This window comes from Corynebacterium sp. MSK195, assembly GCF_030228885.1.
Taxonomy (GTDB): domain Bacteria; phylum Actinomycetota; class Actinomycetes; order Mycobacteriales; family Mycobacteriaceae; genus Corynebacterium.
In genome coordinates, this window is sequence record NZ_JASPGT010000008.1 from 45323 (window position 1) to 60124 (window position 14802).

At 63.5% G+C, this 14802-nt stretch carries 15 protein-coding genes; 5 read left to right on the plus strand and 10 right to left on the minus strand.

Going from position 1 to position 14802, the window contains the following annotated elements:
• Positions 1-47: 47 nt before the first annotated feature.
• From QP909_RS08685 to QP909_RS08700, 4 genes are read right to left on the minus strand one after another with little or no spacing between them, the layout of a single operon-like run.
• Positions 48-713: a response regulator gene (locus QP909_RS08685; RefSeq protein WP_284766980.1), complete on the minus strand. Its 666-nt coding sequence runs from the start codon at positions 711-713 to the stop codon at positions 48-50.
• Entirely contained in the window at positions 710-1321 is a 612-nt protein-coding gene (locus tag QP909_RS08690; protein WP_284766949.1) for a hypothetical protein, read from the minus strand. The genes QP909_RS08685 and QP909_RS08690 overlap by 4 nt, the downstream gene beginning before the upstream one ends.
• Positions 1318-2565 carry a sensor histidine kinase gene (locus QP909_RS08695; protein WP_284766950.1) on the minus strand — a complete coding sequence of 416 codons (1248 nt, stop codon included), beginning with the start codon at positions 2563-2565 and terminating at the stop codon, positions 1318-1320. Before QP909_RS08695 ends, QP909_RS08690 begins: the two co-directional genes overlap by 4 nt.
• 42 nt (positions 2566-2607) lie before the next feature.
• The gene (locus tag QP909_RS08700) at positions 2608-3984 is read right to left on the minus strand and encodes a M20 metallopeptidase family protein (RefSeq protein WP_284766951.1); all 1377 of its coding nucleotides are present in this window, start codon (positions 3982-3984) and stop codon (positions 2608-2610) included.
• Between the two features lie 156 nt (positions 3985-4140).
• Here QP909_RS08700 and QP909_RS08705 point away from each other — a divergent pair, with 156 nt between their 5' ends.
• A complete protein-coding gene (locus QP909_RS08705) occupies positions 4141-5130 on the plus strand; it encodes an HNH endonuclease signature motif containing protein (RefSeq protein ID WP_284766952.1) in 990 nt (329 codons plus the stop codon).
• 132 nt (positions 5131-5262) lie between these two features.
• Here QP909_RS08705 and lepA read toward each other — a convergent pair whose 3' ends face one another.
• The gene (lepA, locus tag QP909_RS08710) at positions 5263-7113 is read right to left on the minus strand and encodes a translation elongation factor 4 (protein WP_005324118.1); all 1851 of its coding nucleotides are present in this window, start codon (positions 7111-7113) and stop codon (positions 5263-5265) included.
• An 18-nt stretch (positions 7114-7131) separates the two neighbouring features.
• On the opposite strand from lepA, the gene QP909_RS08715 reads away from it, so the two are divergent.
• Entirely contained in the window at positions 7132-7668 is a 537-nt protein-coding gene (locus tag QP909_RS08715) for a type II toxin-antitoxin system PemK/MazF family toxin (RefSeq protein ID WP_284766953.1), read from the plus strand.
• Positions 7669-7894: 226 nt separating this feature from the next.
• Positions 7895-8158 carry a 30S ribosomal protein S20 gene (gene rpsT, locus QP909_RS08720; RefSeq protein WP_005324114.1) on the plus strand — a complete coding sequence of 88 codons (264 nt, stop codon included), beginning with the start codon at positions 7895-7897 and terminating at the stop codon, positions 8156-8158.
• Positions 8159-8275: 117 nt separating this feature from the next.
• Here rpsT and QP909_RS08725 read toward each other — a convergent pair whose 3' ends face one another.
• A complete protein-coding gene (locus tag QP909_RS08725) occupies positions 8276-8854 on the minus strand; it encodes a TetR/AcrR family transcriptional regulator (protein ID WP_225746569.1) in 579 nt (192 codons plus the stop codon).
• 333 nt (positions 8855-9187) lie between these two features.
• On the opposite strand from QP909_RS08725, the gene QP909_RS08730 reads away from it, so the two are divergent.
• Positions 9188-10030: a DNA adenine methylase gene (locus QP909_RS08730; RefSeq protein ID WP_284766954.1), complete on the plus strand. Its 843-nt coding sequence runs from the start codon at positions 9188-9190 to the stop codon at positions 10028-10030.
• Complete coding sequence (locus QP909_RS08735) at positions 10023-11354, plus strand: type II restriction enzyme (protein WP_284766955.1); 1332 nt, start codon at positions 10023-10025, stop codon at positions 11352-11354. The genes QP909_RS08730 and QP909_RS08735 overlap by 8 nt, the downstream gene beginning before the upstream one ends.
• Here QP909_RS08735 and QP909_RS08740 read toward each other — a convergent pair.
• The 4 genes from QP909_RS08740 to QP909_RS08755 are packed head-to-tail and all read right to left on the minus strand — an operon-like array spanning position 11351 to position 14786.
• A complete protein-coding gene (locus tag QP909_RS08740; RefSeq protein ID WP_239273945.1) occupies positions 11351-11998 on the minus strand; it encodes a LysE family translocator in 648 nt (215 codons plus the stop codon). The two genes, QP909_RS08735 and QP909_RS08740, sit on opposite strands and share 4 nt — an antisense overlap.
• Positions 11995-12384, minus strand: coding sequence for an ankyrin repeat domain-containing protein (locus QP909_RS08745; RefSeq protein ID WP_284766956.1), 390 nt, complete (start codon positions 12382-12384; stop codon positions 11995-11997). The genes QP909_RS08740 and QP909_RS08745 overlap by 4 nt, the downstream gene beginning before the upstream one ends.
• A 10-nt stretch (positions 12385-12394) precedes the next feature.
• Complete coding sequence (gene holA / locus QP909_RS08750) at positions 12395-13372, minus strand: DNA polymerase III subunit delta (protein WP_284766957.1); 978 nt, start codon at positions 13370-13372, stop codon at positions 12395-12397.
• Between the two features lies 1 nt (position 13373).
• Positions 13374-14786: a ComEC/Rec2 family competence protein gene (locus tag QP909_RS08755; RefSeq protein ID WP_284766958.1), complete on the minus strand. Its 1413-nt coding sequence runs from the start codon at positions 14784-14786 to the stop codon at positions 13374-13376.
• Positions 14787-14802 lie beyond the last annotated feature (16 nt).

Sequence of the window (14802 nt, forward strand, 5' to 3'; positions counted from 1 at the left end):
GGCCCGCCGCCCGCGCGGTATCCCCCGCAGGGAGGATTCTCTGCTCCCTAACCGCGGGCTTCCAAGACCATGATCGCAATATGCACGCGGCTCGTGCCACCGATCTTTTTCAAAATGTGCTGCATATGGGACTTTACCGTGGCCATGGACACCACGAGCCGGTCGGCAATTTCCTGGTTATTCAAGCCCTGCGCCACCAGCTCGGCGATTTCTCGCTCGCGAGAGCTAAGCGCGCCTAGGCGGTTGCGGGCGGTGCGGGTGTGGTGCGAATGGGCGTCGTCAAGCGCGGGCCCCTGCATGCTTACCAGCTTGTCGACGACCTCCGGGCTCAACAGCGGCTGCCCCGCCGCGGCCGCACGCACGGCCGCCATGAGCGATTCCGGCGGCGTCGATTTCAGCAGGAACCCAGCCGCCCCGGCGCGCAGGGCTCGCAAAATAAAGGAATCGGTATCGAAGGCCGTGAGCATGATGATCGGCACTGCGTGGACGGACAGAATCTTCTCCACGGCCGCGATGCCATCCATGACCGGCATGCGAATATCCATCAGCACCACATCGGGCTGCGTATCGAGCACGGTAGCCACCGCGTCCCGGCCATTGCTCGCCTCGGCCACGACCTCGATATCGGGCGCATTAGACAACAGCAGGCGCAGGCCGCTGCGGACTAGAGCCTCGTCATCAACGAGCACTACGCGCAGGGCATCGGCCATTATGCTCCCTTTCCTACTGGTTGATTCCACCGCGCGCGCCACAGTTGCGATGCGACGGGCGTATACGCCACAGTAACCGCCACCACTGCCGCGAGCGCTATCGGCACGATTCCCACGTGGCCCGCCACTACGCCGTTGAGGAAGGAGGGCACGAGAATATCGTTTAGCTTTTCGAAGATTCTGGGGAAAAATTCGATGACTAGTGTGGCCGCAATGAATGTCAGCGCAGTCTGCAGGAGCAACGTCCACAGGCTTACCCGGTGCAGCTGCTTATCGACGTCCGGCTTCCCCACCGCCGCAAACATCACCCTTGCGCCTTGCCCGCGAAACTCCGGCACGACATAACCGCGGCGCTCCACCAGCTCGATGCGGTCGGCGTCTTCGGGCGCGTTATCATCGCAGTGTCCGCGCAGGAATTCCAGGCTATAGGCCGAGTCATCGGTATCGGTATAGCTGAGCTTGCGCGAGGTTCCGTTGACGGTGGAGGTAAAAAGACTGCGCTTAAAGTCTAAGTACTCTCCCGTCCATCCCTCGCGGGCTGTGGTCTCTTCTAGGTCGATGCGCATGAGCCCGTATTCGGGATGGCGCAGTTGCCAACTCATCTCGCTCATTGCGCAGCCTCCTTGTGCGCTAGCGGTAGCTGGATACTCCATCTGAATTCCTCGCCTTCCTTTCTTTCCGGACTTCCCTGGTCAGCCGCGATGCTCATGCGCCCGCCGGAAAGCTCCACACGCTCGCGCAGGCCCACCAGTCCGTAACCACCTGAGGTGTCCGCGCCATTGCCCGTGTCGGTTCCTGGGGTCCCGCGCGGGACTGGGTTTCGCATCTCGATGTCCACCGCGCCGGCCGCCTCGCGCACCGTGATGCTTACCGGCTGACCGAGCGCGTGCTTGCGGGCGTTCGTCAAGCCCTCTTGTACTGCCCGATGCACGGCATGCTGCGCCATCGTGGACAGTCCGTCAAAAACGTCCGGGCTGGCACCGTCCGCGTAGGCCACCGTTACCTCTGCGCCGGCCTCCCGTGCGCTCGCGACCAGCTCCTCTACACCGGTGCGCGGGTCCTGGGAAAGGTCTTCGCGCAAGGCGCTTAAGACAGTCCGCAAATCTTCTACCGCGTTTTGGGCTTCGGCGCGGATGGTGCGGGCTGCGTCGGTAAACTCCTCCGGCACGCCCTCGCGCGGATAGCTCAGCGCTCCCGCGTGAATAGCCACAAGGCTCAGCCGATGCGAGAGCGTATCGTGCATGTCCCGCGCGATATTCTCGCGCTCCTCTTGCCGCGCGCGTTCTACCTTGGCGCGCATCTCTTCGCGGTTCATCCGGGCTTGCTGCTCTACCCGCCACCGCTTTTCGCGCAGATTGGCGCGCTTTTGGCCCACCAATAACCCCGCGACCATCACGACCACGACGAAGATGGCACCAACCCACCCGATCTCGTGCCAGCTCATATAGGGGTTGAAGATGGTATCAATCGCAAATGCCGCCACGAAGCACGCCACTGCGACCACCGAGCGCGAGGTCGAGCGGCGTGAAACCATAGAAATAAAAGCCACGAGCCCACTAGCCGCGCCAAAATAGGAGCTAGACCCCAGCAGCACGATGCAGCCAGCGATGAAGCTGCGGGTGGAGCCGGCATAGTCGACGTCGGAAAGCTCGCGCGGCTGGTGCTCCAGGGCAAAGGGCAGGGCGATAATACCCAGCACGCCCACCGCAAACCCGGTGCAGATATAGGGCCCATACTCCGCAAACGACGGCGAATACTCCTCAATGTCGAGGTTCATCAGCACCATGCCGATGAGCCAATTCGCCACCGCGCAGGCAGCCACAATGCCCGCCGTACTCCACTTCGTTCTGACCATGGCCTCAAGCTTAAGCCGGCGGCCATAGTCCCTAGGGATGATTTATTTCTGCACCCCGGCCGCATCGCGCATGGCCTTCGTCTGCGCGGACGGATGCTCGTTCTCGGTAGCCAGGCGCTCAAACGCCACGGCCGCCAGCGCCGCGGACTGCATGCCGAGTACGGAATCATCAAAGCGCATCATCGGCGAGTGATTCCACTCGCGCTGATTTTCGGGCTTTTCCGGATTCGCCGTGCCCATCCACATAAACGTGCCCGGGACCTGCGAGAGGACGTAGCCGAAGTCCTCGGAGGCCATCATCGGGGCGTCAAAAGGCTGGACGTTCTCGGCGCCAAACATCTGGCCCCACAAGGTGGCGGCGAACTGGTTCTCGCGCGCATTGGTCTTGGTGGTCGGGTACAAAATCTCGAAATCCACCTGCGCGGTGCAGCGGTGCGAGGCGGCGACGGAGCTGGAGACCTCCGTAATCATCTGCCGCACGGCGTCGATCTTCTCATCCCGCAGCACGCGCACCGTAGCGCCCAAGGCCGCGCGCTCCGGGATGGCGTTATACGCGCCGTCGCCAGCCCACAGGTTGGTCACGGTAATCACGATGGGCTCCAGCGCATCAAAACGGCGGGTCAGCGCGGTCTGCAGCGACATCTGAATCTCCGCCAGCGCCGCCACCGGGTCGATGGCATCGTGCGGGCGGGAGCCGTGCCCGCCCTTGCCCAGCACAGTAATGGTCAGGTTGGAGGAGCTGGCCATCATCGGGCCTGGCACATAGTGGAAGGTGCCGCGGTCCTGCGGGCCGACGTGGAGGCCGTAGGCAGCAATGGGGCGTCGGCCAGCGGCGTCGAGGACGCCCTCCTCAATCATCGGCAGCGCGCCGCCCGGGCCTTCCTCGCCGGGCTGGAACATAAAGGTGACATCGCCGTGCAGCTCCTCGCGGTGCTCGCACAGAATCCGCGCCGCGCCCACCAGACCAGCGGTGTGCAGATCGTGGCCGCAGGCGTGCATATACCCATTCGTCGACGCGAACGGGCTGCCGGTCTGCTCGCGCACTTCGAGGGCATCCATGTCCGCGCGCAAAAGCACCGACACCGGCCGCTCGCCGCGCTGGCCGCCGCGCAGCACGGCCACCACCGAGCTCAAATCCTGGCCCACGTGAATCTCCAGCGGCAGGCCCTCCAGCGCTTCTAGGACCTTCTTCTGCGTGCGCGGCAGGTCCAGGCCGATTTCCGGGTTGCGGTGCAGGTCGCGGCGGAAGTTCTGCAGCTCCTCGAGCATGCTCTCGCCCATTTCCTGGAATACCTCGGTGGCCACCCGCTCACCAATGCGCGCCCGCGTCACCGGCAGGGGCGGCAGCTGCTGGGCCTGGCGCGGGGCGGCCAGGCGGCCGGGGTTGGCGGGGCGAATCCGCTTGGTCGGGTCAGTCATGGGGAGCTCCTTTCTCGCTTTCCTATTCGAGGGTACCGCAGGTTATCCACAGGGCGCCCGGCGGGTTCGGGGTTGGTGTGACGGGTGGGGCGAGTTATCCACAGGCGGGCGCGGGTGGGCTACCGCGGGCTTGCGGGGTGTCTTAGGCTCGCCGGCATGACCCGCTTGCAGGACTACGCCCGCCAACTTGCCTCGCCGATGGAGCTTCTCGGCGAGGTCTCTGGCGCGCGCGAGGCCGACCTGCGCCGGCTGGGGCTTCCCCGGCAGGAGGCACGGAGCCTGCTTGCGCTTGCCGACGTCTACTTTGGCTCCACTCCCTTCACCCGCCGGCAGCGCTCGTGCCGGGCGACCAAGCATTGCTTGGCGACGTTGAAGATCATTGAAAAGTACGTTTCGCGCACGAAATCCAAGCGGGATGCGTGGGCGCTGCGCGCTGAATTGTGCGCGACCGACCAGGACGTGGAGCAGCTCGCGCGCACGCGGTTGAAGGAGCTATATCCGCCGCGGCAGCCGGAGAAGGGTGTGCGGATGACGCGGCGCAAGGGCGGGCCGTCGACGCTTTCGATTACCGGCGATTCCGATTTCATTGCTGACCTGCACGCCAGCATCAATGAGGAAAAGCCGCTTGATTCCGTAGAGAATATCTTCTTCCGCGGCGGGGCTGCGGCGCGGCCTACTGCCACGACGAATATCATCATCCAGCTCGATGAATTGGATGAAATCTTAAGCGGTGGAGGCGAGGAAATCACGCTACGCCTTACCAATGGCGCCGAAATCAGCGGCGCGAAGCTGGTGGAAAAGCGCTTGGCCGAATGCGGGCTTGTCACCCTCGTCCATCCTTATGAGGGAGCGGTGAACCTGTATCGCACCTCGCGGCATGCCTCGGATAAGCAGCGGCTCATGGCGGGCGCGGAAAACCCCACCTGCCCGTGGGCCGAGTGCAACTATCCGGCGGATAAGTGCCAGATCCACCACCTGCAGGCGTGGAAACACGGCGGCGAGACCAATATGGCGAATCTCAGCGTGGCGTGCCCGTATCACAATGGCGTCAACGACGACGATCCGCACGCTCCGCCGGTGCGCGGCCGCCTCGAGCGGCGCCAGGGCCGAATAGTCTGGGTCCCACCCTGGGCCGATTCAACCTAACTACTCGCCTGAAGCCCCAGCCCCAACCCTCCTGCGCGGACCGGGGCGCTCAAGCCTGCCGTGGAATCCGGCAGCTGACAGCCTCGCAACCACGGCGTGGCTGCGAGGTGAGTTCGGCATGCGTGGAGTGGATTAATCGTCGGCGTCGGTAGACAGCGCGGCCACGAAGGCCTCCTGCGGCACCGAGACGGAGCCCAGCGTCTTCATGCGCTTCTTACCGGCCTTCTGCTTCTCCAGCAGCTTGCGCTTACGGGAGATATCGCCGCCGTAGCACTTCGCCAGCACGTCCTTGCGCATGGCGCGGATGTTTTCGCGGGCGATGATCTTCGAGCCGATGGCCGCCTGGACGGGCACCTCGAACTGCTGACGCGGGATGAGCTCCTTGAGCTTCTTGGTCATCTTATTGCCGTACCACTGGGCGGAATCGCGGTGAACGATGGCGGAGAAGGCGTCGACTGGGTCGCCGTTGAGCAAAATGTCGACCTTGACTAGGTCCGCGAGCTGCTCGCCGGCCTCTTCATAGTTCAGCGAAGCGTAGCCCTTGGTGCGGGACTTGAGCATATCGAAGAAGTCGAAGATGATTTCACCGAGCGGCATGGTGTAGCGCAGCTCCACGCGGTCCTCGGAAAGGTAGTCCATGCCACCCATCTGGCCGCGCTTGGACTGGCACAACTCCATGGTGGGGCCGACGAACTGCTCGGGCACGATGACGGTCATCTTCACCACAGGCTCATAGACCTCGTTAAGCTTTCCTTCCGGCCAGTCAGACGGGTTATGGACCCATTTTTCCTCGCCGTCTTCAGCCACCACGCGGTAGGTTACCGAAGGCGCGGTGGAAATCAGGTCGAGGCCGAACTCGCGCTCCAAGCGGTCGCGGGTGATTTCCATGTGCAACAGGCCCAAGAAGCCGCAGCGGAAACCAAAACCGAGGGCGACGGAGGTTTCGGGCTCGAAGGTCAAGGAGGCGTCGTTAAGCTGCAGCTTTTCCAACGCATCGCGCAGGTCCGGGAAGTCGGCCTGGGAAATGGGGAAAAGGCCGGAGTAAACCATCGGGTCCGGGTCCTTGTATCCCTTGAGTGGGGTTTCGGCACCGCCGTTGGACCAGGTGACGGTATCGCCCACCTTGGTCTCGCGAACATCTTTTACGCCGGTAATGAGGTAACCCACCTCGCCAGGGCCTAAGCCCTCGCACTTTTGCATCGTGGGCGAAACGATGCCGATTTCCAGCAGCTCGTGGTTGGCGTTGGTCGACATCATGGTGACCTTCTGGCGCGGGGTGAGCTTGCCGTCCACCATGCGGATATAGGTCACCACGCCGCGGTAGGTGTCATAGACGGAGTCAAAAATCATGGCGCGGGCCGGTGCATCGGCGTCGAATTCAGAAGACGGCGGCGGAACTAGCTCGCAGACCTTGTCCAGCAGCTCGACCACGCCCTCGCCGGTTTTGCCCGACACGCGCAGCACCTCTTCCGGCTCGCAGCCGATGATATTGGCGATTTCCAGCGCGTATTTTTCCGGGTCGGCGGCCGGCAGGTCGATTTTATTGAGGACAGGGATGATTTCCAGGTCGTTTTCCATCGCCAGGTAGAGGTTGGCGAGGGTTTGGGCTTCGATGCCCTGGGCGGCGTCGACAAGCAGGATGGCGCCCTCACATGCCTCGAGCGCGCGGGAGACCTCGTAGGTAAAGTCCACGTGGCCGGGGGTGTCGATCATCTGCATGACAATCTGCTCCCCCTGCGCGGTGCCGGACTGGGGCACCCACGGCAGGCGCACGTTCTGCGCCTTAATGGTGATGCCGCGCTCGCGCTCGATGTCCATATTATCGAGGAACTGGTCACGCATATCGCGCTCCGCAACCACCTTGGATAGCTGCAGGATGCGGTCCGCCAGCGTCGACTTGCCGTGGTCGATGTGAGCAATAATGCAGAAGTTTCGGATTCGGGCGGGATCCGTAAACGTCGTGGCCGCAAAGTTTTCAGACATACGTCTACAATAGTCGACATGAAAAGCGCCATGCTCACCCGTCTGCGCCAAGCGCTGGGAATCAGCGAGCGCGAGCCGATAGACACCGGCCTGAGCCGCATTAATTCCCGGTTGGGACTGGATAGGTCGGATGAGTTCCACGAGCCGCGCAAGGCCGCCGATATCCGGGTAGAGGCCACTGCCTCCCACCCCCGGTCCATATTTTTCACCCCCGATATGGACGGCCAGGCTGATTCCGGCGAGGTGGTCTGGGTGTGGGTACCGGCCGAAGGTAAGCAGGCGCCACCGCGCGAGCGGGCTATCTTGGTCGTCGGCCGCACCCGCACCACGGTAATGGGCTTGCTTATCTCCCCCAACCCAAAGCATGCGCTTGACGACGCCTGGCTGGAAATCGGTGCCGGAGAGTGGGACGAGTCCGGGTGCGATTGCTGGGTGCGTCTCGACCGCCTGCTCGAGGTATCCGAGGAGCAGGTGCGCCGGCAAGGCACGCTTTTCCCGGAACGCAGATTCGAACGAATCGCGAATAGGTTGCGGTCGCGCTACCACTGGGCCTAGCCAGCGCGCAGGCCGCGGCCGCGGGGAGGGTTTTGGCAGGTCGGGTTCGGTACTGCTATTGTGTGTTGGTTACTTACTTGCCGGGCGCGCTGGTCGGGGCGGGCAGGACCTTGGGTTCGCTCTTCGAATACCAGCGCCGAGCGCGCCAGTGATTGCTGGCCGCGGGAGTAGTCCGAGTAGGTCGGTTTCTACGTCAATCACTTTCGATTACTAAGAGGTATTTTTCATGGCAAATATCAAGTCCAAGCAGAAGCGCGTTATCACCAACGAGAAGGCACGTCAGCGCAACAAGTCCGTTCGCTCCGCCGTCCGTACCGAGATCCGCAAGTTCCGCGAGACCGTTGCCGCTGGCGACAAGGCTGCTGCTGAGAAGCAGCTGCGCGTGGCATCCCGTGCCCTGGACAAGTCCGTGTCCAAGGGTGTCTTCCACCGCAACACCGCAGCCAACAAGAAGTCCGGCATGGCTTCCGCGTTCAACAAGATGGACTAAGAGCCATTGCACAGATTATCCCCCGGTCGCGCTCTACGGAGCGCGCCGGGGGATTTTCTTAGCTCATTTTGGGCGGCGGAACCGGCAGGCAGGGCCGGTGAGACTTAGGCGGGGCGCTTAGGCCAGGTCGTCGTTGAAGTAGTCTTCGAAGATGGCGCCGGCGCTACGGAAGGCGTCGGCAAGCGAAGTTCCGCCACGGGTTTCCACGAAGGTCTCGAAGGCGGTCAGGAACTGGGTGTGGATGATATTGACGGTCGGCGTGAGACGCGGGTCGGAGGACTTCCAACCTTCGCGGGCCTGCACCGCCTGGCGGACGCGCTGAATTATGCGGCTATTGCGCTGGCAGTACAGAGCGCGCAGCTTCGTATCCTTAGCCAACGCCTGGGCCGTGAGCTGGGAGATTTCGGGGAAGAACTCATCGCCTACGGCACGATTGAATACGGTCATAGCCATGATTTTGGAATCTTCGCGCAGGCTTCCGGTGGGCAATCCTGCGGCGAAATTTTGGAATTGGTTCTCCACTTCCTCCGACATTTCGGGGCCTAAAACTGCCGATTCTTTGTCTTTTATGTAATTAAAAAGCGTACGGCGGGAAACGCCCACTTCGTGAGCGAGCTCCTCCATGGTGAACCCGTCATAACCGTTCTCGATGACGAGGTTGAGCGCAGCGACTCGGATTTTTGATATACGCGGCATAAATGCCCCTTTCTGTCCCGACGCTCTTCCAGCTTCAGTAACTTTTCTTTCTCCCTAAGAAAATGTGAGGAAATTCTATTTTGTCTACAAACTAAGGGTTTTGGGGCGATTTTATTACCTTATATTCGGTCAGGGAAACCGCCATACACGCCATGAGGATCTCCCGCCGGCACGGCTGCGCGTTTGCGCCCGTCATGGCACTTTTCGGGAAAACTGTGACGTTGGACAACCAGGGCGCCAAGCCCCGCCCGGCCGCGCACCCGACTTATCCGCTCGCACGTTCGAAAGCCCGATGGTGCTCATGTCCGATGGGGCGGCTAAGATGAGTCAACGATGAAAAACGTTAAGCCACTGGTGAAATGGGCGGGCGGGAAGCGCCAGCTCTTGCCGCATATTCACGCCGCCCTGCCGGCGGATACCCCGCGGCGTTTCTATGAACCCTTCATCGGTGGCGGCGCGGTGCTTTTCTCTCTGGAGCCGGCCAGCGCACGGGTCAACGATCTCAATTGCGAGCTCATTAACCTGTATGAGGTGGTGCGCGGCGGGGTCGATGAGCTCATTGAGGAGCTCGCGGGCTACCCCAATGAGGCAGAGTTTTTCTATGCGCTGCGCGCAGTGGACCGGGATGCCCACGAGTTTGCCGCCCTCTCCCCCGTCGAGCGCGCGGCACGAACGTTGTATCTGAATCGCACCTGCTATAACGGCCTGTACCGCGTGAACGCGGCCGGCCAATTTAATGCCCCGTTTGGGCGTTATAAGAATCCCACCATCTGCGATGAAGACACTCTGCGCGCGGTGCACCACTATTTTGCGGAGAATGATGTGGCCTTCTCGCAGGGCGATTTCGCCGCGGCGGTAGCACAGGCACGCGAGGGGGACTTTGTGTACTTCGACCCTCCTTATGACCCGGTGAACGTGACGAGCTCCTTTACCGGCTACCAAAAGGGCGGCTTTGACCGTGCGGAACAAGAGCGTCTCAAAGAGGTCTGCGATGACTTGGATAGGCGCGGGGTGAAGTTCCTGTTGTCTAATTCGGCCACCGAGTTCATCCGCGAGCTCTATGCGGACTATGAAGTAGGAATCGTGGGGGCAACGCGGGCGATTAACTCCGTTGGTTCGAAGCGGGGCAAGGTCGACGAGGTCCTGGTGCGCAACTACGAGGTCCGCGGTGACTAGCGGGCCGGAAGCGCCGGAGCTGCGGGCGCGCTTTGGTGTGCCGGAGTCGGTGAAGCTCGGCGTCAATGACTGGGGGTGGCTGCGCATCCTGGCGGCGGGATACGACGCGGAGCTGGAGCGGCGCGGGTATTTCTATATCGGCGCGCGGGAGCTAGAACGGCTCTCGGGCCGGCAGCCGCGGCTGATGGCCAAGCATGATTTTTCTACGTCGCGGCCGTGGATTTTTCAGCGTCTCCAACTGGGAATCTTACCGGTCAGCCGCAGCGAATATCTGGTGGGGCGATTCAACCTGTACGAGCAGTTTCCACAAACGCAGCGCGGCGAGGTACGCACGCTGGAGCTGCCGGCGGGTCTGGACACTCTTTCGTTGGAGGGGGTGAGCTCGGAGGCGGTGGCGTTAAATGGGGCGTCGGCAAGCGGGATGCTAGAGGACTTCCTGGGCTGCAGGCCATTGCAGGCGACGGTGGCCGGGCGCATGTCCACGCACGGGCTTAAGGTGCGGCTGCCGGACTTGGACGTGGATGTGGCGGTGGACCGCGCGCAGATGGAAATCGACGGCGGCTTTGAATCGCTCGAGCACCTGGTGCTGGTGGAGGCGAAGAACCACCTTTCGGATGATTTCAATATCCGGCAGCTGTATTTTCCGTATCGCCGGTTCCAGCAGCGCCTGGCCAAGGATGTCGTGCCGGTTTACCTGGTGTATTCCAATGGTATTTTCCACCTCTACCGCTATGAGTTTCGGGATCCGGCGGATTTTCGCAGCATTGCGCTGGTGGATAGCGCTCGCTACGCGCTGTCCGCCTCGCATTTGGACGCGCAGGCGGCGTTCGACATTGTGCGGGCGGTAGAGCCCGAACCCGAGCCGGCCGTGCCCTTCCCGCAGGCCAATAGCTTCGAGCGGGTGGTCAACCTTCTCGAGCTCATCGCACTGCAGCCGCTAAGCAAGGCGGAGATTACCCAGCGCTATGATTTCGACCCGCGGCAGGCGGATTATTATGCCAATGCCGCGCGCTACCTGGGGCTGGCGGAGCCGGTGGAGGACACGTGGGAGCCGACGGAGCACGGGCGGCGGGTTATCGAGCAGCCGCAGCGCGACGCCCGGAATGCAGCGCTGATACGGGTGCTGGCAGCGCGGCGGGTTTTCCGCGAGGTGCTTGAGCTCAGCCTGGCCCGCGGCGCGGTGGCTAGCACCGCGGAGATTTGTGCGGCCATGGAGGGGCTGGGGCTCAGCTTGGCGACGTCCCGGCGACGCGCCTCCACCGTCGCCCGCTGGACCCAGTGGGTGCTGGACACGGTGGCCGAGGGCACGCCGCGCCTGTTTTAAGCCAGCAGGTTCTGCCCGCCGGAAATGATAAGGACGATGCCGGCGATGATGAAGAAGAGGCCAGAGCCGATGTCGATCCACGGGCCGGCGGCGATGAGCTTGCGGCGCACGGCATTGGTGGAAATTACCGTGGCGACGACGAGGAAGAAGAGGAAGGCCGACAGCGATAACGAGAGCGTGAGCGCGATGGCCAACCATGCGGGTGGGCTGGCGGGAAGCAGCGGGGCGATCATCGCGGCGAGGAAGAGCACGATTTTCGGGTTGGACATATTCGTGGCTAGCCCCACCTTGAAGGCGGTGCGCAGGCGGCCGAGCTGGGCGGCGGCGTCTTCTAAGTCCACGGGCGGGTTGGCGCGCTGGGCGATGCCGCTGCGCAGCGCGCGCGAACCCATAAATACCAGGAAGCAGCCGCCGACGGCTTGGACCGCGCCCAAAATTTCCGGGAAGGCCGTCAGCAGCGCGGCGGCGCCGAAAACGGTGGCGGCGCACCAAAAGAGCACGCCGATCTGAATGCCGGCGGCCGCCGCAATGGCATGGCGGCGCGAGCGGGTGGCGTAGCGGGTCACCAAAATGATGTCCGGTCCCGGCGAGGCGACGCCCACCAGGTTCATCAACAAGAGGGTGAAGAAGGATGTCCAGGTCACTCCCCCGCCTCGCTTTCGAGGCGCGGGATGAGGTCCTCGCGGCCGAACAGGCGGGCGGAATCCAGCGCGGAAGGCTGGCCGGCGGTGGGGTCGGCGTGGGCGGAAAGGAGGGCGTCGATAGCCGCGTCTTCCTTCTTGAAGATGGCGCCGGCCAGCGGGGACTGGCCGCGATCATTGAGCAGGTTGACGTCCGCGCCGGCGCGGGCAAGTGCGGCAACTAGCTCGGCGTGGCCATGATAGGCGGCGAGCATGATAAAGGACTGGCCTTCGTGGTTGACGAGGTCGATATTCACGCCGTGGTCGATATAGGCGAGGAGGTCCAGGTTGCCCTCGCGCGCCATGTCAAAGAGCCGACCGGCGAATTCTTGCGCTTGCGTCTCAGACATGGTTTCTAGCTTATCGCGCCAGTTCCGCGACGCGTTTGACGGTCGCTTCTATGGCGAATTCGGGCTCACCGCCTTGGCCTTTGACGGCGGCATCGAGCTCGGAGACAAGGATGACGGCCTTGGTGACATTATCGGCGGACCAGCGGCGGGCCACCGGTTGGGTCATTTTGACCACGTAGGGCGCCAGGCCGGTTTGGCTCGCCAGCGAGTACTGGTCCCCGCGCGCGGAGTAGAGGCGGGCGACGGCGCCGACCTTATTGGCCAGCGCGGCTGCAATCGCTACGGGGCTCGCGCCCAGCTGGAGGGCGCGGCGGCAGGTGGATACGGCAGCTTCGACGCGGCCGGCGACGGCGGCGTCGGCAATGTCCCAGTTGGCCACCTCGGCCACGCCGACGTAGTAGTTTTGCACCGCCTCGCGGGTGACATTGCCGCCGGTATCGGAGACCAGCTGGGAGATGGCCGAGGCCAGCTCGCGCAGGTCAGAGCCCACTCCCTCGAGCACGGCGTGGATAACGTCCGGGGTGGGGCGCACGCCGTGGCTGGAAAATTCGCGGGTGGCCCATTGGCCCAGCTCATTGGGGTAGAGCGAAAAGACCTCGTGGACCTCGGCAATCTTGCGCAGCTTGGCCACGAGCTCGGGCTGTTTCTTCTTTTTCTTCAGCGTCTTGGCCGTCACGGAGTAGATGATGACCATGGTCATGCCCGGCGCGGGATTGGCGCAGGCGCGCAAGATGATATCGACTACTTCTTTGCCGGCGCGCTCGCAGTCGCTGATGACGATGACGCGGTTATCGCCAAACAGCGACGGGCTGGTGGCCTCGAGGATTTCGCCCTCAGAGACCTCGGAGGCTTTTAGCTTCGTCAGCTCGGGGCGGGCACCGGTGGGTCCGCTCTCCTCGGCCGCGGCGCGCTGGATGCGCAGGCGGGCGCGTTCGGTGAGGAATTCATCGTCGCCGAGGATGAGGTGTACTGGTGGCATGCCCGCCATTCTAGCCTGCGGCCAGGCCGAGCCAGGCGATGCCCGCCAGCGTCAGCGCCAAGGTGAGCCACGGGCGGTGATAAAGGAGGCCGGCGATGATCCAGGCGTAGGCAAGCAGCGTAAAAAGCGGGTTGGCGGGGATGGTGACCACGGGCAGGTGGGCCACGCCGTGGGCGACGGTGTTAATCCACCACGAGAAGGGCTCAATGAGGCGCAGCAAGCCGGCGCCCAGCACGTCCAGCGGGCCGAGCTGGGCAAAGATGGTGGCGATGAGCCCCACGATGGTAATCGGCACGGTGGCAGGCTCGACGAGGATATTAGCCAGCACGGAAACGACGGAGACCTCACCGGACATGAGCGCGACCAGCGGGAGGGTGACGATATCGGCGGCGATGGCCACGGCGACCGCGCGCAGAAAGATGGCGGGCCAGCCGGTCACGGCTAAGTGCTTATAGATGAGCGGGCTCAGCGCCACGATGCCGAGCGTCGCCGCGCAGGATAGGGCGAAGCCGAAGTGCACGGCGAGGTCGGAATCCACAAAGAGCAGCGCGATGATGCCGAGGCTGAGCGCATGGATGGGCTCCATGCGCGTGGAATTGAGCACGGCAAGCAGGCCTACTACCCCGGCGACGGCCGCGCGTTGGACGGAGGGCTCGAAGCCCACAAGCAGAACATAGGTAGCAAGGGCGCACAGGGAGGCGGCCACGCGGGTGCGGGGACCGAGCGCGAAGGCGGCGCAGACCACGGCCGCGGCGGAGCAGACGATGGCCACATTGGCGCCAGATACAGCGCTCAAGTGCGAGAGCCCAGTGGCGATATACAGGTCGCGCTCGGCGGAATCTTGCAGCGCGGTATCGCCGAGCACCATGCCGGGGATAAGGCCCTGGCTGGAAGGACCGACGGTATCAAGGACCAGCGCGCGGAAATTCTCGGCCACGCTGGCCGCCCAGCCGTCCAGGCCTTCGGGCTCGGCGGTCACCTGCACCTCGGTGGCATTGGCGCTGAGTTTTCCGACGCCCGCCCTATCCGACTCCCCTACCCGCACCCCGACCGTAAGTTCGGCGCCAGCAGCCGCCGGGACTGGTTCCGGGCTAAAGACCGGCAGCTGGGTGGGGTATCCCGGAACCTTGAGCTTGAGCAGCCAGCCACCCGTACTCGTCTGCGTTGGTGCAGTGACAAGGCGCCCGGTGACTTCGGTGCCGAGGTCGAAGGCGGCAGCACGAGTCTGGCGCACCGCGGCGACGAACGCCGCACCCCCAGCGACCGCCCCGCAAAAGAGCGCTTGGCCCCACTGACGGGCAACGAGGCACAGCGCGACGACGACCGCGATGAGTGCGATGGCCCAGCCGCGGCCGGCAAGCAGTACGGCGATGACGGCCAGCCAAGCGGTAGCCGCGCCGGGAACGAGCCGCAGTTCTCGCATCGCACGCTCGAATACG

Excerpts from the sequence above, each read along its gene's own strand:
- QP909_RS08755 (WP_284766958.1), bottom strand. The coding sequence starts at position 14,786 with ATGCGAGAACTGCGGCTCGTTCCCGGCGCGGCTACCGCTTGGCTGGCC.
- QP909_RS08730 (WP_284766954.1), top strand. The coding sequence starts at position 9,188 with ATGAAAAACGTTAAGCCACTGGTGAAATGGGCGGGCGGGAAGCGCCAG.
- QP909_RS08745 (WP_284766956.1), bottom strand. The coding sequence starts at position 12,384 with ATGTCTGAGACGCAAGCGCAAGAATTCGCCGGTCGGCTCTTTGACATG.
- QP909_RS08690 (WP_284766949.1), bottom strand. The coding sequence starts at position 1,321 with ATGAGCGAGATGAGTTGGCAACTGCGCCATCCCGAATACGGGCTCATG.
- QP909_RS08705 (WP_284766952.1), top strand. The coding sequence starts at position 4,141 with ATGACCCGCTTGCAGGACTACGCCCGCCAACTTGCCTCGCCGATGGAG.
- QP909_RS08695 (WP_284766950.1), bottom strand. The coding sequence starts at position 2,565 with ATGGTCAGAACGAAGTGGAGTACGGCGGGCATTGTGGCTGCCTGCGCG.
- QP909_RS08725 (WP_225746569.1), bottom strand. The coding sequence starts at position 8,854 with ATGCCGCGTATATCAAAAATCCGAGTCGCTGCGCTCAACCTCGTCATC.
- rpsT (WP_005324114.1), top strand. The coding sequence starts at position 7,895 with ATGGCAAATATCAAGTCCAAGCAGAAGCGCGTTATCACCAACGAGAAG.
- lepA (WP_005324118.1), bottom strand. The coding sequence starts at position 7,113 with ATGTCTGAAAACTTTGCGGCCACGACGTTTACGGATCCCGCCCGAATC.
- holA (WP_284766957.1), bottom strand. The coding sequence starts at position 13,372 with ATGGCGGGCATGCCACCAGTACACCTCATCCTCGGCGACGATGAATTC.
- QP909_RS08715 (WP_284766953.1), top strand. The coding sequence starts at position 7,132 with ATGAAAAGCGCCATGCTCACCCGTCTGCGCCAAGCGCTGGGAATCAGC.
- QP909_RS08700 (WP_284766951.1), bottom strand. The coding sequence starts at position 3,984 with ATGACTGACCCGACCAAGCGGATTCGCCCCGCCAACCCCGGCCGCCTG.